Genomic DNA, 18542 nt, shown 5'->3' on the forward strand with positions numbered 1-18542 from the left:
CGCTGCCCTACTCGTCGTCCTGCTCGCCCTGCTCGGCCTGCTGTTGCTGCATCATCTGCTGCATCTGCTGCTGTTGCATCTGCTGGGCCTGCTGTTCGAGCTGCTCGGCCTCCGACTCGAGTTCGGTGACCTGGGACTGCAGTTCCTCGATGCGCTCGTCGATGGTGTCCTTCTTGGTCTCGAGGCTGTCGATTGCGCCCTCCTCCTCGCGCTCCGCGGCGTAGCCGCCGCCGAGCGAGACGATGACCTCGTCGATGTCGGCGATCTCCGCGCGGAGGTAGGCGTCGCCGCCCAGCGGGACCTGCACCGTGTCGCCGCTGTCGAGCGTACGAATAGCCTCGATGGCCTCGTCGATCTCCGTCTGCTCGTCGCGGAGGTTCTCGATCTCGTTCTCGATGGCTTCCTGCTCCTGCTCGATCTGTTCGATCTCCTGGGCGAGCTGCTGGGCCTGGCCGCCGCCGCCACCACCGAGGCTCATGCCGCCACCTCGCTGATTTCGACTTGCGTGCGCTTGAGCCCGTGCTTGGAGCCGAACTCCGCGTAGGCGCGGTCCTCGGCGACGTCCTCGTTCGGTGCCTCGATAGTCTTCTCGAACTGCTGCATCCCGTCGCGGGCCTGGAACGAACCCGTCACAGTAAACTCACTCATGTCTGCGGGTGCGAGTCATAGCGGGAAGTATCTTCCGTCTCCGCCTCTTTTCGAGTCCGGCGTCCCGGCGTCGAAGGTGGCCGCGCTCGGCACTCGACGGTCGTTCGCGGCCGGGGTAGCGGAAAGAGGTAACCCGATGGGATCGAATACGGGCGTATGAGCCAGCGATTCCAGAACGACGTCGCCGTCGTCACCGGTGGCGGTGCGGGGATCGGCGCCGCGACGTGCCGGCGCCTCGCCAGAGAGGGCGCCCACGTGGTCGCGGTCGACTGGGACGGCGAATCGGCCGAGGAGACCGTCGATGCGATCCATCGAGACGGTGGCCCCGAATCCCTCGCGATCGAGACCGACGTGAGCGACGAGAGTGCAGTCGCGGAGATGGCCGACCGGGTCGACGAACGGTTCGGCGCGGTCGACGCCCTCGTCAACAACGCCGGGATCAGGGTCGACCCGAAGCCCGTGACCGAAGCCGACGAAGCGAGCTGGGACCGCGTGCTCGACGTGAATCTCAAGGGGACGGCCTTCTGCAGCAAACACCTCGTTCCACTCATCGACGACGGCAGCGGTGGCGCCGTCGTCAACGTCGCGTCGGTCGGTGCCGGCTGGGCCCGGGAGAACTGGGCGCAGTACGACGCGACGAAGGGCGGTATCGTGTCGATGACGCACGACATGGCCTGTGACCACGCGGACCAGGACATCCGGGTCAACGCCGTCTCTCCCGGCTGGGTCATCACGGAGTACCACGTCGGCGACCGGACGGGGCAGGCGGCCCGGGAGTTCGTCGACGAGAAGACGACCCGGGGCGGTTCCGACGAGAACATCCTCGAACGGGCCGCGAAACCGGACGAGCTCGCCGCGGCCATCTGCTTTCTCGCCTCCGACGAGGCGTCCTTCCTGACCGGCGTGAACGTCCCCGTCGACGGCGGCGCGTCGGTGATCTGACCGCAGTCCGGTCGCCGCGCGGTATCCGTCGTGATCGGCGGCGGTGTGACGGGAGCGAGACGCCGCCGGTGCCTGCGGTGAAGAAATCGCCGTTCAGTCGATGTAGCCCAGTGCGTCGTCGATGCGGCCAAGTTCCGGGCCGGTGGTGTCGTTGCCGACGACGTAACCGTTCTCGTTGGCGACGAGTCCGGAGCCGACGAGCGGGCCGCCGTAGTTGACCGTGCCGATGTCGGCGGGGACACCGAGCAGGTCTTCGAGCGCGTCGAGTTCGGCGTCCGTGGACTTGGGGTGACAGAGCACGCCGCGGTTGTTCGCGACGGCGGCGGTGCCGACGGTCTGGACCGTCGCCAGCGTGCCGCGTTCGACGGGAACCTCGAGGGCGTCTTTCACCGCCTGCACGGCCTCCCGGGAGAGGTCGGCGTGGACGTACGCACCGGAGTCGTTACAGCAGACGACGTTGCCGGCGGCGTTGATCCGGCCCGGCAGTTCGTGGACCGGCAGGTCCGTGGCCTCGGCGATCCGGTCGCGCTCGCGCTCGGTGACGCGACTGGAGACGAGCAGCCCGTTCTCGTTGCCGGTCGCGAGCGCGCCGACGGTCCCCGATCCGGCGACGGTTGTCGGGACAACGGGCACCTCGAGTTCCTCGCCCAGGTCCTCGCGGAGGTCGTCCTCGACGTCCGGCCGCACCAGGAGACAGTCGTCGGTCGCGCGGGCGAACACGCCCACGTACGCCGAGCCGGAGAAGACCGCGCGGAGCAAGGTATCAGTCCGCGGTCTCTGCTTCGACGACGCTCTCGCCCTCCTCGTCGAAGCGGGCGGCGCGAACGCGAAGCTTGCTCGGGGGCTTCGAGCGACCGCGTTCCCACACCGCCTCGTTGATCGAGGGGTCGAGGCGCACGGCGTCGCCGTCGACGGAGAAGTGCGTGGCGAGGTGCTCTCGAACGAGCGACATCGCGCGGTCGGCACGCTCCTGTTTCGGTTCGGCCTTGGCGTCTCGGAGCGGGACGGTGACGACGCGCTCCTCGAAGTCGTTCGCGCTCATTATTCGTCGGTGTTGCTACGGCGCCAGTTGCGTCGCTTCGGGTTGCGCTGGACGTTGCGGTCGGTCTTGAGGGTGACCCACGCCGGGACGCGGCTGTTCTGGTTGTCGAGTTTGGCCAGACGCTGCTTCTTGGCCTTGGACTTCTTGCTCATAGTGTCCGTCTGTTCCGCGCCGGGGCATAAATGTGTGTTCTTTTCACCGGAGGCGGGTGCGGGAGGCGGGGCCCCGCCACGCCGCACGACCGGCGGAGAACGTCACCGCCGTTATCAACCGCGGGAATCGGCCACGAACAGTTATGCGGACCTATCAGAGAGCGTATCGACATGAGACGACGGACGTTCCTGCGGACGGCTGGCGTTGGCGCGGTGACGGTCGGCAGCGGCTGTCTCGGGACCGGTGGTAACGTCGTCGTGAACGTCACCGAGAGCGTCACCGTCGGGGCGGGCGACGGCTGGGTCAGGGAGGTACCGGACGTCTCGGACCCCGGCGGCGCCGTCTCCTACACGGTCCGGTCGAGACAGCGCGCCTTCGACGTCTACTTCTTCGTCGGCGAGACGCAGTTCGACCACTACGACGCGTTCGTCGGCGGCGACGAACCCGAGGAGACGCCACGTGGCCACGCTTCGTTCAGCAAAGCAGCGGTCCCGAAGGCCGACGCCGAGGGCGTGTTCGAGGCCGCGACCGCCGACGGCGGCGCTCGCGAACCGCTCGACGCGACCGGGCCGTACTACTTCGTCGTCGACCACTCGAACTACCGGATGGAGAACCGTGTCGACGAGTACGGCGAGGATCTCTCGGCGTTCGTCGACCTGAAAGTCGTCCAGCAGCGGAACGTCCTCTGAGGCGCCCTAGACGAACGCGAGGGGGATCATGATCAGGACACCAACCAGGGCGCCCACGACGAGTTCGCGACGGCCTTTCCCGGGGAGGTCGGCGCCGTACTCCAGTGCCTCCGGGACGAACTCCGTGGCGACGAGGTAGATCATCGCGCCGGCCGCGAACCCGAAGCCCAGCGGCAGGAACTCCTTCGCGAGCGAGACGAAGTAGAACGCGACGACGGCGCCGATGGGCTGTGGGAGCGAGGAGAACACCGCCCACCACACCATGCGCCACTCGCTGACGTGCAGCGACCGCAGCGGGATCGATACCGCGACGCCCTCGGGGACGTTGTGGATCGAGATGGCGACGGTCATGAACACGGCGAGAACGGGCAGGCCGAAGCCGAGGACGCCGACCGTCTCCGCCTCGGCCAGGCCGAGTTCGCCGAAGGAGACGCCGACGGCGACGCCCTCTGGAAAGCTGTGGACGGTCAGCACACCCAGGATGAGCACGAGTTTCCGGAAGTCGGCCTCCTCGTACTGTTTCGGGCTGTGTTTGATTCCGTCGACGAGGCGGTGGCCGACGACCACCAGTGCGACGCCCGCGGCCATCCCGGGGACGAGCAACACCGGTGACCCGTAGGCGAGTCCCTCCCGGAGCAGGCCGAACACCGACGCCGCGACCATGATGCCCGAGGCGAGTCCCCAGAGGGTGACGTTCCACCTGTCTGAGAAGTCGTCGACCACGAAGAATGGGAGCGCCCCGAGCCCGGTGGCCAGCGCCGTAATCAGCCCGGCGACGAACACGAGCACCAGATTCTCGACCAGCGGCATGGATAGATATAGCCGGGTCGGAGCTACATAGTTATCACGAAAGTTATGTTTTTGGCGGCCCTAAAGCGGGATCGCCTCGACCGTGGAGTAGTCGGGCCCCTCTCCGGTGAGTACGCTCTCCGTGAGTCGGACCTCGTCGACCCGGAGCGTGCCGACGTCGGGGTCGCGATTCTGCACGACGTCCTGGACGAGTTCCTTGCCGCCAGCGTGCTGCATGCGCGCGAGCGTGGCGTGCGGGGTGAACTCGTGGTCCTCCGGTTCGAACCCCATAGCGACGGTGCGTTCCTCGATGGCCTCGTGGAGCGCGGTGAGTTCGTCGCCGCCCGCTCTCGTTCCCAGCCAGACGACGCTGATGTACTCCAGCGACGGGAAGACGCCGAGGCCGCCGAACTCCGCCTCGAAGGGTTCGACGCCGCTGTCCGCGACGGCGACCTCCAGTTCCCTCACCAGGTCGTCGACGCGCTCCGCGTCGGTGTCGCCGAGGAACTTCAGGGTGACGTGTGCCTGCTCGGGGTCGGTGAGGCTGAGGCCGCTCGCGTCCGCGAACAGGTCCTGGACCGCCGCGACCTCCTCGGCGAGGCCGTCGAGGTCGACGCTGACGAACAGTCGCTTGCTCATACCGGTGGTGCGTGCGCCGACGGGGAAAATCCCGCGGCGGTCGACGAATCCCGGGGCGGTCGACGAATCTCGGGACAGTCGACGAATCTCGGGGCGGTTGGCACTCGACACCATGCGATTATATGTCACCCGGACAGTACTGCCAATATTAGAACAACCCTCTTGGTCGCTCGCCGATTTCGCTCCGGTAATGGCAACTCAACAGCAGACCACGACCGAGACGTACACCTGTCCCGACTGCGGGAGCGCGATCGCCCGGCGCGTCGGCACGTGGACGTGCACCGACTGCGGGCGCGTTCCCCGACACGGCGCCGACTGACGGGGCGCTCCCGGCCCCAGTTCTGAGTTGCGTAACCGAACCGCGAACCGATTCTTCGGGCAGTTGGGCGACCGATCGTTACGGGCCAGCGCGACGGGCATCATATCTGCGGGACGTAGCCCTTAACACTCCGCCTCGCCAAACGGAGGCTATGACTGACCGAGAGCGCGACGACCACGAGTTCTCCGAGGGGCAGGGGTTCGGCGACCCGTACGATCCCTTCGACCTCGACCCGCCGGAGCTGTCCGTCGACCCCGACAAGGTGGACCCGGTCGACTCCCGGGTCGTCACGGACATGCTCGACGAGCGCAACCTCTCGAAGGGGGAGGTCGACGCCGAGGAACTGCTCGACGTCGGCGTCTCGTACGTCCACATCAACCGCCACGAGCAGGCCGCCGACACGTTCGAGCGGGCAGCGATGTTCGCCGACCGCCTCGACGTCGAACAGGAAGCCTGGGCCAACAAGGGCGCGGCCCACGCCGAGATGGAGGAGTGGGACGCCGCCATCGGCGCCTACCGCGAGGCCATCGCCATCGCCGACGAGGAGGACGCCGAGCGTGACCCCGAGCGCGCGAGCCAGGGCGCGCCCAGCAGCGAACACACCGCCACCGCGGAGACGAACCTGGCCTACGCCCTCTGGGAGTCCGGCCAGACCGAGCAGGCCCTGGAACACGCCGAGCGCGCCGTCGAGCGGGACCCGCGCTTCGCCGAAGCCTGGTACAACCGCGGCTTCTTCCTCCTGGAGCGCGGCCTCGCGGAGGACGCCGTCGAGGCCTTCGACAACGCCATCCGCCTGGGCTTTCGCAACGCCGAGATCCTCGGCGAGAAGGCCCGTGCCCTCGAAGAGGTCGGCGAGTACGACCGCGCCCAGGAGATCGCCGAGGAGGCAGAAGAGATGCGCGAACGAGCCGAGGAGGAACTGGTCGAGTGATCGTTCCTGGAGGTCGCTGATCGATGCTACTCAACGAACGCGAGACGGACGAGGGGCTGCTCGTCTCCGTCTGCGACCCCGACGTCCTGGGCGAGACCTTCGAGAACGGGAAGGTCTCCCTCACCGTCGACGAGGCGTTCTACGACGGCGAGGAGGCCGACGAACAGGCCGTCGTCGACAGCCTCGCGCGGTGCAGCGTCGCCAACCTCGTCGGCACCGACAGCGTCGCCCTCGCCGTCGAACACGGCTTCGTCGAGGAGGAGAACGTCCTCGACCTGGAGGGGACCCGCCACGCACAGCTCCTCTGGATGTAGCTTTACGGTCTCCCCGCCGCATTCTCCGGGCGGATGTACTCCCGCGAACACGCCCTGGTCTCGCTGGCCGTCGGCCTCACCGGCGTCTGGGCACTCCCGCTCCCGGACGTCGTCCCGTGGTGGGCCGCCGTCGCGTGGGCCCTCGCCGTCGGCGTCGGCATCGACTTCGACCACTTCCTCGTCGCGCGCCTGGTGAGCGGCGACTGGTCGGCGCTCGCCCGCCTCCTCCGGAACCCGCTGCTCCCGCTCACCGACCCGGCGAGTATCTTCGCGGACGACGACCTCTGGGCGATCCAGCGGCTGTTCAGCCACGTCGTCATCGCCGGCGGACTGGTCGGCGCGCTGTGGCTCTGGGACCAGCCGTTCGCCGTCTTCACCGCCGTCGTCCTCTACGCTCACCTCCTCTCGGACCTGGCGTGGGACAACTATCGCCTCGAGGAGTACCAGCGCCGCCACGCCGAACACGTCCGGCGGATGGAGCAGGCTGGCGATGCGGCCGATGCGGACTGCACGGCGGATGCGGACGGCACGTCGGACGCGGACGCCACGGCGGATGCGGACGGCAGGGCCGACGCTGGCAGCGTAGTGGATGCGGACCTGGAAAGTGACGGTGACGCCCCCGACGTCACTCGATCGTGAGTGCTTCGAGCTTCCACCCGCCGTCGAAGACCACCAGTCTGATGGTGTGTTCCCCCGCCGGGAGCTCTATCTCCTCGCCGACCTCCTCCCAGCTGTACCAGCCCCCCGTCGGGTCGAACGACAGTCGCGCGAGCGGGTCGTCGTTCAGGACGACGCCGACGTCACCGCCGCCGAAGGCGCTCTCGGCGGCGACCCGTAGCGACAGGTCGTAGTTCCCGGCCTCGGGGACGTTCACCTCGTAGGCGAGCCACTGGTCGGTCGACAGCCAGTCCAGATCGCGTCCGCCGACGCGCCGGAGCGGTCGCTCGTTGGCACGGTGGCGGTTCCGGTGGAAGTAGGCGTGATACTCGCCGACGGGTATCGTCGCCGGCAGTTCGTGCCGGTCCTGTCCCGGCCGGTCGTTGACCGACGCCCGGCTTCGGTCCGTCTTCCTGCGATCGTACTGTATCTCCTGGCGCTCTCTACTCGATACGACCTCCTGACCCCTCGATCCGTCAGCCCCCATGGTTCCCTACGCGTCCCCACCACGAATTAATCATTCCGATCGTTCAACGAAATATATTACTGTTAAATCCCGTCCAGCGCTCGATTCTACACGCCTCGATGACACGTTTGTCTGGTCGCGATCGACCGTACCAGCCGAGACTGCCCGCCGGATCGAAGGAAAGTTGGCCATCCAGAAAAACTAGTTATACAATGAGCCAACCCGAATCCGACGTTCTCGACGTCGCGGCCATCCGCGAGGACTTTCCCGTCCTCGACCGGGAGGTGGGCGACGAGCCCCTGGTCTACCTCGACAACGGGGCGACGAGCCAGACGCCCAAACAGGTCGTCGACACCATCGTCGACTACTACTACAACTACAACGCCAACGTCCACCGCGGCATCCACCAGCTGAGCCAGGAGGCTTCCATCGCCTACGAGGAGGCCCACGACACCGTCGCGGAGTTCATCGGCGCGGACGGCCGCGAGGAGGTCGTCTTCACCAAGAACACGACAGAGGCCGAGAACCTCGTCGCCTACGCGTGGGGCCTGAACGAACTCGGTCCCGGCGACGAGATCGTCCTGACCGAGATGGAACACCACGCCTCGCTGGTCACCTGGCAGCAGATCGGCAAGAAGACCGGCGCCGACGTGAAGTACATCCCCATCACCGACCAGGGTCGTCTGGACGTGGACGCCGCGCGCGAGCTGATCACCGACGACACCGAGATGGTCAGCGTCGTCCACGTCTCCAACACGCTCGGAACTGTGAACCCCGTCGCGGAGATCACCGACATCGCCCACGAGCACGACGCGCTGTCGTTCGTCGACGGCGCCCAGTCGGTGCCCACCCGCCCCGTCGACGTCAAGGAGATCGACTGCGACTTCCTCGCGTTCTCGGGCCACAAGATGTGCGGGCCGACCGGCAGCGGCGCGCTGTACGGGAAGGAGGAAGTCCTCGAGGAGATGGAGCCGTACCTCTACGGCGGCGACATGATCACGAAGGTCACCTACGAGGACTCCACCTGGAACGAACTCCCCTGGAAGTTCGAGGCCGGCACGCCCTCCATCAGCGAGGGTATCGCGCTCGCCGCCGCCGTCGACTACCTCGAGGACATCGGCATGGATCGGGTCCGCCGCCACGAGGAGGCGATGGCCGAGTACGCCTACGACCGCCTGAGCGAGTTCGACGATATCGAGATCTACGGGCCGCCGGGCGACGACCGCTCGGGCCTCGTCGCGTTCAACCTCGAGAGCGTCCACGCCCACGACCTGGCCTCTATCGTCAACGACTCCGGCGTCGCCATCCGCGCCGGCGACCACTGCACGCAGCCGCTCCACGACAAACTGGGCGTCGCGGCCTCCGCCCGCGCGTCGTTCTACATCTACAACACCAGAGAAGAAATCGACGTGTTGATCGAGGCGATGGACGATGCGCGGCAGCTGTTCGCCTGACGGGTCACTGACGGCCACGAGCGGAGCGAGTGGCCGCTTTTTCGCCACCGTCAGCGCTGCGCTCTGACGAGCCTGCGTTCACTTCGTTCACGCAGACTGCGTTTTTCGACGAACTGAATGGTCTCACGACGAACTGCAGTAGAAAACAGGGATGGCGTCCGTCGCAGTCGCTCGGGGGTCGACGCGTCGCTCGGCCACGGCGACGGGACCGATGTGGGTCACGGCGTCCAGCTCAGTCGGCGGAGCCCCACTGCCACTCGGCACGTTCGATCTTCACTTCCAGCGTGCCGATCCGGTCTTCGAGCGGGGCCGCAGTGAGTTCCGGATGGTCCTCGGCCAGGTCGCGGGCACGTTCCAGGTTCCGGCAGGCCTCCTCGTAGCGCCCGATGGCGTCCGACCCAGTCCCGCCGAACTCCTCGGCGGCGGCCTCCCGCTCGTCGGCACGGGAGACGAGCGCGTCGACGAGGTTGCCGACCACCCAGGCCAGCTGGAACCGCAGGGCCTCCTGGCTCGCCCCGGCGGGGCCGTCCCAGCCGGCGGCGGCGGCCTCGCGGTACCGGTCGAGCGCCTCCTGCCAGGCAGCGATAGCGGCTGCGTCGTCTGCGGCCTGGAGGGCACGGTGACAGGCACGCTCGGCCTCGTTCAGGAGCGCCTGGGCCACGGTGTCGAGCGTGTTCGCCTGCGACGTCAGCCGGTCACTGAGCCCGGGTGCGTCGACGTCGTGCAGGACCGACGCGACGTCGCGGATGACGTCCGTCGCCTCGACGACGGCGGCCACGCCGTCCGCGAACGCCCCGGATCGCTGGGCGCGCCGGGCGTCGTCGATGAGCCCGTCCGCCCGGTCGAGTCGCGAGCCGTAGCGGAGCTGCTCGAGCCTGTCCTCGACCGGCTGGATCTGGTCCCGCATCAATTCGGTCGGCGCGTCGTCGTGGTGGGTCGCACAGTGGTGCGCGTTCGAGAGCCGCGTCCGCGTCTGCTGGATGGCGCTCTCCGGGTCCTCGCCGGCCTTGATTGCCGATTCAACGCTCGCGAGCGACCGGTGGGCCTTCTCCAGGGCCTCGAACAGGTCCGACCATGCCTTGCCGACGCGGGAGACGTAGGAGACGACGACCTCTGCCGTCTCGGTGTCGGCCGGGACGAACCTGACCGCGCCCGTCGTCGTCGAGAAGACGAGTGTGGTGGAGAGCAGGGCGTTCCGCAGCTCTACGTTCGAGATCTGCTCCATGTCCACGGTCAACTCCGGTTCAGCGAGGTCGTCGCCGAGCAGAAAGTAGACGCGCCGGTTGGACACCACCGCGTAGGCGGCGGTGTCCGGGCCGGGTTCGATGGTCGTCGTGCGATCCGCCGTCGTCTGTTCGATGCCCGCCGCGCTGGCGAGGACGTACTGCACCGCTTCGGCGTCGGCGAGCGACGACTCGAATGACCCGACGTCGAGGTTCCCCCGCGTCTGTGACGCGTCAGCGACGAACGCTTGCTTGGATAGTTTGCTTACTCGATTGAACATCAGCCAACCCCCATCGACAATTTACAGCGTCACGAATAATTATAACCTTGGATCGGGAGAAAATTACCTCCGGGGCTGCCGCGCTTAACGTGACATTAACGGCCGTCGTACCACCGGAGCGTAGCGGGACGTATCGGTTCGGGATGTCAGTCGATGGCTCGACGGCGACGTCGTGACGTCCTGGCTTCGAAAAAACAGTATAGACCGTCTCACCGACTGTGGACCGTCGCCCTCAGGCGTCGCCCCACTGCCACTCGCTGACCTCGATCTTCTCCTGGAGGTCCTCGAGTCGCTCGTCGAAGCGGTCGGCGTCGGTGTGGGGATGCTCGTCGGCGAGGGTCTGGGCCGTCTCCACTGCGGCCTTCGCCGCCTCGAACCGCTCGGTCGCGTCGTCGCCGCTGTCGTCGAGGTCGTCGCCTTCGGTTTCCAGTTCCGCACCGCGGGCACACAGGGCGTCGATGCGGTTGCCGACGACCCAGGCGATCTGGAAGTCCAGCGCGTCCTCGTTCGCCCCACCGAGTTCGTCCCAGTCGGCGTCGCGGACCGTCCGATACCGCGCCAGTGCAGTCTCCCAGGCATCCGCCGCGGCGTCGGTGTCGGCCGCGTCGAGCGCCTGGTGACAGGCGTCCTCGGCGTCGGCGAGCAGGGACGTCGCGTAGTCGTCGATGGCCGCCGCCCGCTCGTCGATAGACTCCGCGGCACCCTCGCCCGCGAGGGCCTCCTCGTCGAGCGCGCCGCGGGCCTCTTCGAGGCGGTCACGGGCCTCGACGAGCGCGGCGACGGCGTCGTCGAACGCGTCTTCTGCCTCGGCGTCGGCGAGCAGGTCGTCCACCCGGTCGAGGCGGGCCTCGACCTGGAGCTGGTCGAGTTCGTCCTCGACGGGCTCGAGTATCTCCAGCATGGCCTCGACCGGCCCGTCCTCGTTGCGCGTGGCGTGGTGGTGGGCGTTCGAGAGCCGCGACTGGGCGGTCGTGAGTTCCTCCTGGGCGTCTTCGCCGGCCGTGAGCGTGGCCTCGAACGCGTCGATGGCCTCGCGCGTGGCGGCGATGGCGCGGTGGAAGTCCGCCCAGCAGTCGCTGAGACGGTCGATGTACTCGGCGACCTCCTCGACGTCCGGGCCACCGGAGGGGGTGAACTTGACCGTCGTCTTCTCCTCGGAGGCGACCACGAGACTCGAACTCAGCAGGCTGTTGCGTGCCTTCGAACTCGCGACCATCGGCAGGTCGAACTCGATGTCGATAGACGGCTCCTCGGCGTCGCTCCCGACGAGAAAGAGCACCCGGAAGTCAGTGACGATGGCGTAGGCGTCGTGGCCCGAACCCGGCTGGACGGTCGTCGTCCGCCCGTCCTGGGTCTGCTCGATTCCCTTCGAACTCGTCAGGACGTATCGGACCGTCTCACCCTCCTGGAGGAGCGGACCGAGGGTCGCAGTTGCATCGCTCCCGGCGGCCGACGTGCCCGACGGGTTAGATAGACTCTGAATACTGTTGAGCATCCCGACTCCGTTAGTTCCTCACATAGTCGGGAGCTAATAAGCTTTGTTGGGAATCTACTATCAAGTTTGACAGGGCAGTATAATTGACGCTAGCTGTATTGCGAAAATAAATCGCTGGTCCGCCGACAGTACTCGTCGGTGGTCGGTGTTGCCGGTTGTCGGCGGTCGCTCGGCCCGGCGCGCGGTCGGTCCCGTGGTCCCGCTCGCCCATCCAGTGGCCCGCTCCTCCTTTCGACGATGCTCGCTTCGCTCGCGCCACCCGGCTCACGGGTCGCTTCGCTCCCCGTTCGCTCGTCCGGTGCCCCTCGCTTCGCTCCCGCCACCCGCCCCGGAACCCTTTTGCCGCCCACTCGCCAAATACGGCCAACATGGGTATTGGCGGCTCTGACATGTACCGACAGCAGATCCTCGACCACTACAAGAATCCCCGCAACCACGGGGAGATCGAGGACCCCACGTTCACCCACGTCGGCGAGAACCCGATGTGCGGTGACACAATCGAGATGGACGTCGTCCTCGACGAATCGGAGGAGACGATCGAACACGTCGCCTTCCGCGGCGACGGCTGTGCCATCTCGCAGGCCTCGGCCTCCATGCTCTCGGAGAAGCTCCAGGGGACGACGGTCGAGGAACTCCAGGCGATGGACCGGGACGACGTCGTCGACATGCTCGGCGTCGACATCTCGCCGATGCGGATCAAGTGCGCCGTGCTGGCCGAGAAGGTCGCCCAGGACGGCGCGGAGATCTACTTCGGCGAGAAGGACCTGGACATGACGAGCACCGAGGAGTAACGGCTCGTTTCCAGTTTTCAGTCGAGCGGATCTTCCAGTTCGCCCATCACCGCCTCGAAAGCGTCCGTCGCGGTGACCAGGCCGACCACCTCGCCCCCTTCCATCACGAGTGCGAGCTCCTGGCTCTCGGTCTGGAACTGGTCGACGGCGTCGCTGACGGTCGTGTCCGCGGCGACGGTCATCGGCGGCGCGGCGACGTCGGCGAAGGACTGCTCCCCCGAGCGGAGCGCGTCGACGTTGTCGACGATCGAGGGCGCGTAGACGATACCCTCGAACTGTTCGGGGTCGTCGTCGGCTATCAGTGGGAAGCGGACGTGCGGTGTGCCCGCCATGCGGTCGAAGTTCTCCTCGGGGTCGGCGTCCGTCGAGAGGAAGACGACGTCCTCGACGTCGACCATGATCTCCCGGACCGGAACCCCGCCGACTTCGAGAGCGTTGAGGACCTCTTCGTGGCGTTCTTCGGAGAGGTCGCCGCGTTCGAGCAGCGACCCGAGCCGGTTGCGCAGATCGGCTCTGGTCTCGATTATCTCCTCCTCGGTCTCCAGCCACGCGCCGGTCATCTCGATGCCGAACAGGCCGAGCGTCCACTTGGCGACGGTGTCGCCGATGCGCATCACCGGCCGGATGCTCCAGGCGAACCAGTACAGCGGGGTGGCGCCGTACCGGCAGACGAACTTCGTCCGCTCGACGCCGAGGTAGGTCGGCGTCTGCTCGCCGTGGGTGAGGTGGACGAGGTTGATGATCACGAACGCCAGGATAGCGCCCGCGCCGACGGACGCGAGGCCGGTGTTCGCGAAGACGGGTTCGAAGATCGCCGCGAGCGCCGGTTCGGCGACGATCCCGACGGCGATGCTGGACGCCGTGATCCCCACCTGACAGCTGGTGAGGTATATCTCCAGTTCGTGGGTCATCTCCCAGGCCCGTCGAAGTCCCGATTCGTCGAACTCCGACTCGGGGTACTGGCGAACCCTGGTCAGGGCGAACTCGATGGCCACGAAGAAGCCGTTCGCGAGGATCAGTCCGACCCCGGCGAGCAGGCGGATCCAGATCTCCACCGCGTTCATGTGAGTTTCCTTCCGACGCGAGCGGTAAACGCCCTGTGCTTTCGCGAGGACCCTCGATGGGGCAGTCCGTCACCGCTTCCGGTAGAAGACGGTGTCTATCCGGTGGCTCTCTCCCGGGTCGCCGAGAATCGTCACCCTGCCGTTTCGGTCGGGAACGAAGTACGTCGCAGATCAGGCCAGGAAGACGTGCCGCGGCCGGTCGGCAAGCACGTCGCGGCCCCACTCGACGGTCTCAGCGAAGGCGTCCGAGCGGAAGAATTCCATCGCGTCCTCCCTGGCGTCCCACTGGCTGGCGATGAACATGTCGTTCTCGTCCTCGCGGTTGGCCAGTAGCGTCGTCTCGCGGTGGCCGTCCATCTCCGCGAGCAGGCCGCCGACCTCGCCGAACGTCTCGACGAACTCCTCGCGGTGCTCGGGCTTGACGGTGTAGAACATCCCCATCGTCCCGAAGCCGTCTTCGTGCTCCGGGCGGCCGACGACGCCGGGGAGGTCCGCCAGGTGCTCGCTGGCGGTGTCGGCGGCGTCCCGCGTCTTCCAGAGGCTGACGACGGCGACGGTCTCGGCTGGGGCGTCCCGGTACACCGCCGTCTTGACGTGGCTGTCGTAGCGGACGAAGTGCTCGCGCAGGCCGCCGACCTCGGCGGCGAGTTCGACGGGGTCGGTCTCCGAGTACAGCACCAGCGCGTAGACGTCCTCGCCGTGGGGCTTCCCGGCGTAGATGTCCAGGTCGGACAGTTCCTCGCGGATGGACTCCTCTTCGTCGGCGTCCCCACCAGCGTCACCAGCTGCCGACTCGTCGGTCGCGTCGGCATCGGCGGCCCCGCCCCCTTCGCCGAGGTGGCCGCCGTACTGCTCCCCGATGCCTGGGAGGTCACCGAGGAACCCGGCGGCCGTCTCGGCAGCCTCCTTCGCGGTCCAGACGCTGACGACGGCGGCCTGGCCGCCCTGGGCGCGGACGCTCGTCAGGACGTGGCGGTCGTAGTGGTCGAAGTTCGAGCGCAGCCCCTCGACCTCTTCGGCCAGGTCCTCGGCGTCTGCCTCTGAGTGGAACAGGAGCCCGTAGTCGCCGGCGTCGTAGTCCTCGGCCTCGCGGACGCCCAGCGAGCCGAGGCGCTGGCCGAGATCGTCGACCTCGGCGAACTCGCCGTCGCCGCCCATCGGCGGGCCGCCGGAGGCGGAGCCGCTGTCCGTCGATCCGTCGTCGCCCGCCGATTCCGCGGCGCTGCCGCCGTCGTCGCTGGCCGCGTCACCGGCGTGTGGATGGTCGCCCTCGCCGGCGCTGCCGGGGTGAGCACCCCCGGTGTCGCCGGCGTCGCCCGCCGTCCGGGCAGTGGCGGCCGTCGGCCGGTCGCCGTCTCCCGTCGGCGAACTGGTCCCCGCGCTGGCGTGGGCGACCCGCTCGCCGCCCGTCGCGGCCGCCTCGCCCTCGCCGGTGGGGACGCGTTCGCCCGCCATGACGGCCGGGAGGTCGCCCGGTCGGAACCGGCGGCCGACGTAGAAGGAGCCGAACTCGGCGAACTTCGAGGTCGAGGGGTCGAAGCGCATCTCGGTCAGCAGGTCCTTCACGTCGGTCATGTCGTCGGCCCACAGCGTGATCCCCCACTCCCAGTCGTCGAAGCCGATGGAGCCGGCGATCATCTGTGAGACTTTGCCGCCGTAGCCCCGGCCGATGTCGCCGTGGCGCTCGATGTGTTCGGCCCGCTCGTCGAAGGGCATGTCGTACCAGTTCTGCTCCGGGTCGCGGCGCTTGCTCATCGGGTAGAAGCAGACGAACTCGTCGTCGGGGATGTCCGGGTGGAGCCGCGAGCGGATGTACTTCGCCAGGCCGGAGTCGTCGTCGACTTCGCCGTCGAAGTACTCCTTGGCCTTGTCGGTGTACCCCGAAGCCTCCGTCACCGAGACGTAGGACGTCGCGCGGTCCGTGTAGCGGGCGAACTCGGTCTGCTCGAACTGGCGCTCGGCGGCGTCGATGTCGGCCATCGTCGGCCGCAGGTGGACGACCATGAGGTCGGCCTTGTGGCCCTGGACGGTGTAGACGGCCGTCTGGCCCTCTTCGGCGTCCTCGACGCCCTCGTAGTACTCCAGGAAGTCGATGCCGTCGACCAGTGCGCGTTCCTGGTCGCGGGCGGACGCCTCCCGCCAGGCGTCCCAGTCGATGCGTCGCAGGTCGTGGAGCGCGTACCACCCCTCCTCGGTCTGTGGGGGCTCTCTCGTCATGTCCGGAGGTTGCGTGCGGACGGTAAGGAAACTTCCCATGTCCGCCCGTGCGTTCGATCAGTCAGCGTCCGCGTCGACGTCGGCGATGGCTTCGGTGACCCGGCCCGGAATCGGCCGCGACGGCGACCGCCGGCCGCCGACGGCGTGTATCGGCGGCGTCGTGCGCTTGTGCTGCGTGTCGACGTAACGGGCGAGCAACTCCTCGGCCATCGCGCGGTCGACGTCGAGTTCGTCGGCGGCCGCCTCGACGCTCGCTCCCCCGTCGAGGACCCGGACGAACAGCGCGTCGATGGTCTCGTAGGGGGCGCCGAGTTCGGACTCGTCGGTCTGGCCGCTCCAGAACCCGGCGGTCGACTCCTTCGCGACGATGCGGCGCGGGAGGCCGACGTGCTGGGCGAGCGCTCGCACCTCGGTCTTGTAGAGGTCGCCCGTCGGGTACAGGTCGGCGGCGCCGTCCCCGTACTTCGTGAAGTAGCCGGTCAGTAGCTCCGACCGGTTCGCCGTCCCGACGACGAGCCGGGACCGGGCGTTGGCGACGTAGTAGAGCGCAGCCATCCGGAGGCGCGCGACGAGGTTGCCCCCGACGACCGTGTCGCCCTCGACGCCGGTCGCGTCGGATATCGCCGACTCGAAGGCCTCGACGGTTCGCCACAGGGGTATCTCCGCGAACTCGATGCCGATGCCGTCGGCGATGGTCTTCGCGTCGGTGGCGTCCGGCCGGTGGCCCTTCCTGCTGGGCAGGGTGATCCCGAGCACCCTGTCACCCCCGAGGGCTTCCGCGGCCAGGAACGCCGTCAACGTGGAGTCGATGCCGCCGCTGAGGCCCACGACAACGCCGTCGGCTCCTGCGTCGTCGACGGCCCGTTCGATGTGCGCCACGACGGCTGCCCGGAGTTCGGCGAGCGCGTCCGCTCCGGTGATGAACGTCGACGATTCGACGGATCTGTCATACGGTCTCTTTCCACCTATTTTGGCATCCATACGTCTATTTCTAACCCAGTCTTCGATACGATCGAGGATCACTTAGTCGTGTTCCTAAAACAATTAGTATGTCACGGTGCCACGACGGACGACTACTTCGGCGGGTGGCCTCTCGTTGCCCGCGAGGAAAGGATGTTTCAGCGCCGGCGCCGTTGGCACCGCTAATGAGCGATTCCGAGGGCGGTCCGAAACAGGTCTCGGACCCCGACTACCACAGCGAGAACCACACGGCCGCCCAGACCTGTGGCTGGACGGCCAACGCCCTGCGGGGGGAGGGCAAGTGTTACAAGTACATCTTCTACGGGATCGAGTCCCATAGATGCATCCAGATGACGCCCGTCGTCAAGTGCAACGAGCGCTGCGTCTTCTGCTGGCGCGACCACGCCGGCCACGCCTACGAACTCGGCGACGTCGAGTGGGACGACCCCGCCGCCGTCGCGGACGCCTCCCTCGAACTCCAGAAGAAACTCCTCTCGGGGTTCGGCGGCAACGAGAAGGTCCCTCGCGAACGCTTCGAGGAGGCCATGGAACCCCGCCACGTCGCCATCTCGCTCGACGGCGAGCCCTCCCTCTACCCCTACCTGCCCGAACTCATCGAGGAGTTCCACGACCGCGACATCACGACGTTCCTCGTCTCCAACGGAACTCGGCCCGAGGTGCTGGAGCGCTGTGACCCCACGCAACTGTACGTCTCCGTCGACGCCCCCGACCGCAAGACGTTCGAGGACACCGTCAAAGCCGTCGAGGGCGGCGCCTGGGAGTCACTGATCGACACGCTGGACGTCCTCGCCGAGAAGGAGGACACCCGGACCGTCATCCGCACGACGCTCGTCAAGGGCCACAACATGCACTACCCGGCGTGGTACGCGGCGATGTGCGACCGCGCCGACGCCGACTTCGTCGAGCTGAAGGCGTACATGCACGTCGGCCACTCCAGAGGGCGACTGGACCGCGAGTCGATGCCGAGCCACGACGAAGTGCTAGAGTTCACGAAGGACGTCGGCGAGTTCCTGCCCGACCACGACACCATCAAGGAAGTCGAGGCGTCCAACGTCGCCGTGCTCGCCCGCGACGAGCAGACCTGGGTGCCCAAACTGGAGAAGTCGAGCGAGTTCTGGGAGCGGGATCCGGTCGTGAGTTACTGAGCCCGACCGCGAGCGAACGAAGTGAGTGAGCGTTTTTTGGTCCAGATTTTTGGACGAGTGGTTCGCGAGCGCAGCGAGCGAACCCGAGGAGAAAAAGGTGGTCTCGGGAGCGGGACCCGGTCGTGAGTTACTGAGTCAGGCCGCGAGCGAACGAAGTGAGTGAGCGTTTTTTGGTCCAGATTTTTGGACGAGTGGTTCGCGAGCGCAGCGAGCGAACCCGAGGAGAAAAAGGTGGTCTCGGGAGCGGGACCCAGTCGTGAGTTACTGAGCTGGGTCGCGAACGAGCGGGGCGAGTGAGCGCT

General features: G+C 67.4%; 22 protein-coding genes. 9 read left to right on the plus strand and 13 right to left on the minus strand.

Translation table 11 applies throughout. From position 1 onward, the window contains the following. Nucleotides 1–7: 7 nt before the first annotated feature. Both pfdA and rpl18a read right to left on the minus strand, forming a co-directional pair. The gene (pfdA, locus tag BM337_RS03025; RefSeq protein ID WP_089813773.1) at nt 8–478 is read right to left on the minus strand and encodes a prefoldin subunit alpha; all 471 of its coding nucleotides are present in this window, start codon (nt 476–478) and stop codon (nt 8–10) included. Beyond that, complete coding sequence (gene rpl18a, locus BM337_RS03030) at nt 475–648, minus strand: 50S ribosomal protein L18Ae (RefSeq protein WP_089813775.1); 174 nt, start codon at nt 646–648, stop codon at nt 475–477. The genes pfdA and rpl18a overlap by 4 nt, the downstream gene beginning before the upstream one ends. 156 nt (nt 649–804) lie before the next feature. On the opposite strand from rpl18a, the gene BM337_RS03035 reads away from it, so the two are divergent. After that, entirely contained in the window at nt 805–1590 is a 786-nt protein-coding gene (locus tag BM337_RS03035) for an SDR family NAD(P)-dependent oxidoreductase (protein WP_089813777.1), read from the plus strand. Nucleotides 1591–1683: 93 nt separating this feature from the next. Here BM337_RS03035 and BM337_RS03040 read toward each other — a convergent pair whose 3' ends face one another. From BM337_RS03040 to BM337_RS03050, 3 genes are read right to left on the minus strand one after another with little or no spacing between them, the layout of a single operon-like run. Next, nucleotides 1684–2349 (minus strand): translation initiation factor IF-6, encoded by a 666-nt coding sequence (locus tag BM337_RS03040; protein ID WP_089813779.1) that lies wholly within the window; start codon nt 2347–2349, stop codon nt 1684–1686. A 4-nt stretch (nt 2350–2353) separates the two neighbouring features. Further along, nucleotides 2354–2632, minus strand: a complete 279-nt coding sequence (locus BM337_RS03045; RefSeq protein ID WP_089813781.1) for a 50S ribosomal protein L31e — start codon at nt 2630–2632, stop codon at nt 2354–2356. Further along, nucleotides 2632–2784: a 50S ribosomal protein L39e gene (locus BM337_RS03050; protein WP_089813783.1), complete on the minus strand. Its 153-nt coding sequence runs from the start codon at nt 2782–2784 to the stop codon at nt 2632–2634. Before BM337_RS03050 ends, BM337_RS03045 begins: the two co-directional genes overlap by 1 nt. Nucleotides 2785–2955: 171 nt before the next feature. Here BM337_RS03050 and BM337_RS03055 point away from each other — a divergent pair, with 171 nt between their 5' ends. After that, nucleotides 2956–3474 carry a hypothetical protein gene (locus BM337_RS03055; RefSeq protein ID WP_089813785.1) on the plus strand — a complete coding sequence of 173 codons (519 nt, stop codon included), beginning with the start codon at nt 2956–2958 and terminating at the stop codon, nt 3472–3474. 6 nt (nt 3475–3480) lie between these two features. On the opposite strand, the gene BM337_RS03060 is transcribed toward BM337_RS03055, so the two are convergent. Both BM337_RS03060 and thpR read right to left on the minus strand, forming a co-directional pair. Beyond that, the gene (locus BM337_RS03060) at nt 3481–4284 is read right to left on the minus strand and encodes a ZIP family metal transporter (protein WP_089813787.1); all 804 of its coding nucleotides are present in this window, start codon (nt 4282–4284) and stop codon (nt 3481–3483) included. 60 nt (nt 4285–4344) lie between these two features. Continuing rightward, nucleotides 4345–4902, minus strand: a complete 558-nt coding sequence (gene thpR / locus BM337_RS03065) for an RNA 2',3'-cyclic phosphodiesterase (RefSeq protein WP_089815540.1) — start codon at nt 4900–4902, stop codon at nt 4345–4347. Between the two features lie 190 nt (nt 4903–5092). Here thpR and BM337_RS21695 point away from each other — a divergent pair, with 190 nt between their 5' ends. The 4 genes from BM337_RS21695 to BM337_RS03080 all read left to right on the plus strand — a co-directional run bounded on the left by BM337_RS21695 (nt 5093) and on the right by BM337_RS03080 (nt 7105). Continuing rightward, nucleotides 5093–5221, plus strand: a complete 129-nt coding sequence (locus BM337_RS21695) for a hypothetical protein (protein ID WP_281244862.1) — start codon at nt 5093–5095, stop codon at nt 5219–5221. Between the two features lie 151 nt (nt 5222–5372). Next, entirely contained in the window at nt 5373–6152 is a 780-nt protein-coding gene (locus tag BM337_RS03070; protein ID WP_089813789.1) for a tetratricopeptide repeat protein, read from the plus strand. Nucleotides 6153–6175: 23 nt separating this feature from the next. Further along, nucleotides 6176–6466, plus strand: a complete 291-nt coding sequence (locus BM337_RS03075) for a DUF424 domain-containing protein (RefSeq protein WP_089813791.1) — start codon at nt 6176–6178, stop codon at nt 6464–6466. A 33-nt stretch (nt 6467–6499) separates the two neighbouring features. Next, on the plus strand, nt 6500–7105 hold the full coding sequence (locus BM337_RS03080; protein WP_342713940.1) for a hypothetical protein: 606 nt from the start codon (nt 6500–6502) through the stop codon (nt 7103–7105). On the opposite strand, the gene BM337_RS03085 is transcribed toward BM337_RS03080, so the two are convergent. After that, on the minus strand, nt 7092–7610 hold the full coding sequence (locus BM337_RS03085) for a carbohydrate-binding protein (RefSeq protein WP_089813793.1): 519 nt from the start codon (nt 7608–7610) through the stop codon (nt 7092–7094). The genes BM337_RS03080 and BM337_RS03085 overlap by 14 nt on opposite strands. A gap of 191 nt (nt 7611–7801) precedes the next feature. Between BM337_RS03085 and BM337_RS03090 the strand changes: the two genes are divergently transcribed. After that, nucleotides 7802–9043, plus strand: coding sequence for an aminotransferase class V-fold PLP-dependent enzyme (locus BM337_RS03090; RefSeq protein WP_089813795.1), 1242 nt, complete (start codon nt 7802–7804; stop codon nt 9041–9043). A gap of 232 nt (nt 9044–9275) precedes the next feature. On the opposite strand, the gene BM337_RS03095 is transcribed toward BM337_RS03090, so the two are convergent. Beyond that, the gene (locus BM337_RS03095; RefSeq protein WP_089813797.1) at nt 9276–10547 is read right to left on the minus strand and encodes a hypothetical protein; all 1272 of its coding nucleotides are present in this window, start codon (nt 10545–10547) and stop codon (nt 9276–9278) included. A 232-nt stretch (nt 10548–10779) separates the two neighbouring features. Further along, entirely contained in the window at nt 10780–12042 is a 1263-nt protein-coding gene (locus BM337_RS03100; protein ID WP_089813799.1) for a coiled-coil domain-containing protein, read from the minus strand. A 368-nt stretch (nt 12043–12410) separates the two neighbouring features. On the opposite strand from BM337_RS03100, the gene sufU reads away from it, so the two are divergent. Next, entirely contained in the window at nt 12411–12833 is a 423-nt protein-coding gene (gene sufU, locus BM337_RS03105; protein WP_089813801.1) for a Fe-S cluster assembly sulfur transfer protein SufU, read from the plus strand. Between the two features lie 17 nt (nt 12834–12850). Here sufU and BM337_RS03110 read toward each other — a convergent pair whose 3' ends face one another. The 3 genes from BM337_RS03110 to BM337_RS03120 all read right to left on the minus strand — a co-directional run bounded on the left by BM337_RS03110 (nt 12851) and on the right by BM337_RS03120 (nt 17095). Beyond that, nucleotides 12851–13897 (minus strand): CNNM domain-containing protein, encoded by a 1047-nt coding sequence (locus BM337_RS03110; RefSeq protein WP_089813803.1) that lies wholly within the window; start codon nt 13895–13897, stop codon nt 12851–12853. A gap of 171 nt (nt 13898–14068) precedes the next feature. Beyond that, nucleotides 14069–16114 carry a heme-binding protein gene (locus tag BM337_RS03115; RefSeq protein ID WP_089813804.1) on the minus strand — a complete coding sequence of 682 codons (2046 nt, stop codon included), beginning with the start codon at nt 16112–16114 and terminating at the stop codon, nt 14069–14071. A 57-nt stretch (nt 16115–16171) separates the two neighbouring features. Beyond that, nucleotides 16172–17095, minus strand: coding sequence for an NAD+ synthase (locus tag BM337_RS03120; RefSeq protein WP_089813806.1), 924 nt, complete (start codon nt 17093–17095; stop codon nt 16172–16174). Nucleotides 17096–17259: 164 nt separating this feature from the next. On the opposite strand from BM337_RS03120, the gene twy1 reads away from it, so the two are divergent. Then, nucleotides 17260–18240, plus strand: a complete 981-nt coding sequence (twy1, locus tag BM337_RS03125) for a 4-demethylwyosine synthase TYW1 (protein ID WP_089813807.1) — start codon at nt 17260–17262, stop codon at nt 18238–18240. Nucleotides 18241–18542 lie beyond the last annotated feature (302 nt).

The organism is Halomicrobium zhouii (assembly GCF_900114435.1).
Classification (GTDB): Archaea; Halobacteriota; Halobacteria; order Halobacteriales; family Haloarculaceae; genus Halomicrobium; species Halomicrobium zhouii.

Excerpts from the sequence above, each read along its gene's own strand:
- BM337_RS03060 (WP_089813787.1), bottom strand. The coding sequence starts at position 4,284 with ATGCCGCTGGTCGAGAATCTGGTGCTCGTGTTCGTCGCCGGGCTGATT.
- BM337_RS03110 (WP_089813803.1), bottom strand. The coding sequence starts at position 13,897 with ATGAACGCGGTGGAGATCTGGATCCGCCTGCTCGCCGGGGTCGGACTG.
- BM337_RS03055 (WP_089813785.1), top strand. The coding sequence starts at position 2,956 with ATGAGACGACGGACGTTCCTGCGGACGGCTGGCGTTGGCGCGGTGACG.
- rpl18a (WP_089813775.1), bottom strand. The coding sequence starts at position 648 with ATGAGTGAGTTTACTGTGACGGGTTCGTTCCAGGCCCGCGACGGGATG.
- BM337_RS03035 (WP_089813777.1), top strand. The coding sequence starts at position 805 with ATGAGCCAGCGATTCCAGAACGACGTCGCCGTCGTCACCGGTGGCGGT.
- BM337_RS03085 (WP_089813793.1), bottom strand. The coding sequence starts at position 7,610 with ATGGGGGCTGACGGATCGAGGGGTCAGGAGGTCGTATCGAGTAGAGAG.
- BM337_RS03090 (WP_089813795.1), top strand. The coding sequence starts at position 7,802 with ATGAGCCAACCCGAATCCGACGTTCTCGACGTCGCGGCCATCCGCGAG.
- BM337_RS03095 (WP_089813797.1), bottom strand. The coding sequence starts at position 10,547 with ATGTTCAATCGAGTAAGCAAACTATCCAAGCAAGCGTTCGTCGCTGAC.
- BM337_RS03115 (WP_089813804.1), bottom strand. The coding sequence starts at position 16,114 with ATGACGAGAGAGCCCCCACAGACCGAGGAGGGGTGGTACGCGCTCCAC.
- BM337_RS03070 (WP_089813789.1), top strand. The coding sequence starts at position 5,373 with ATGACTGACCGAGAGCGCGACGACCACGAGTTCTCCGAGGGGCAGGGG.
- BM337_RS03100 (WP_089813799.1), bottom strand. The coding sequence starts at position 12,042 with ATGCTCAACAGTATTCAGAGTCTATCTAACCCGTCGGGCACGTCGGCC.
- pfdA (WP_089813773.1), bottom strand. The coding sequence starts at position 478 with ATGAGCCTCGGTGGTGGCGGCGGCGGCCAGGCCCAGCAGCTCGCCCAG.
- twy1 (WP_089813807.1), top strand. The coding sequence starts at position 17,260 with ATGAGCGATTCCGAGGGCGGTCCGAAACAGGTCTCGGACCCCGACTAC.
- BM337_RS03120 (WP_089813806.1), bottom strand. The coding sequence starts at position 17,095 with ATGGATGCCAAAATAGGTGGAAAGAGACCGTATGACAGATCCGTCGAA.
- BM337_RS03075 (WP_089813791.1), top strand. The coding sequence starts at position 6,176 with ATGCTACTCAACGAACGCGAGACGGACGAGGGGCTGCTCGTCTCCGTC.
- BM337_RS03050 (WP_089813783.1), bottom strand. The coding sequence starts at position 2,784 with ATGAGCAAGAAGTCCAAGGCCAAGAAGCAGCGTCTGGCCAAACTCGAC.
- sufU (WP_089813801.1), top strand. The coding sequence starts at position 12,411 with ATGGGTATTGGCGGCTCTGACATGTACCGACAGCAGATCCTCGACCAC.
- BM337_RS21695 (WP_281244862.1), top strand. The coding sequence starts at position 5,093 with ATGGCAACTCAACAGCAGACCACGACCGAGACGTACACCTGTCCCGAC.
- thpR (WP_089815540.1), bottom strand. The coding sequence starts at position 4,902 with ATGAGCAAGCGACTGTTCGTCAGCGTCGACCTCGACGGCCTCGCCGAG.
- BM337_RS03045 (WP_089813781.1), bottom strand. The coding sequence starts at position 2,632 with ATGAGCGCGAACGACTTCGAGGAGCGCGTCGTCACCGTCCCGCTCCGA.
- BM337_RS03080 (WP_342713940.1), top strand. The coding sequence starts at position 6,500 with ATGTACTCCCGCGAACACGCCCTGGTCTCGCTGGCCGTCGGCCTCACC.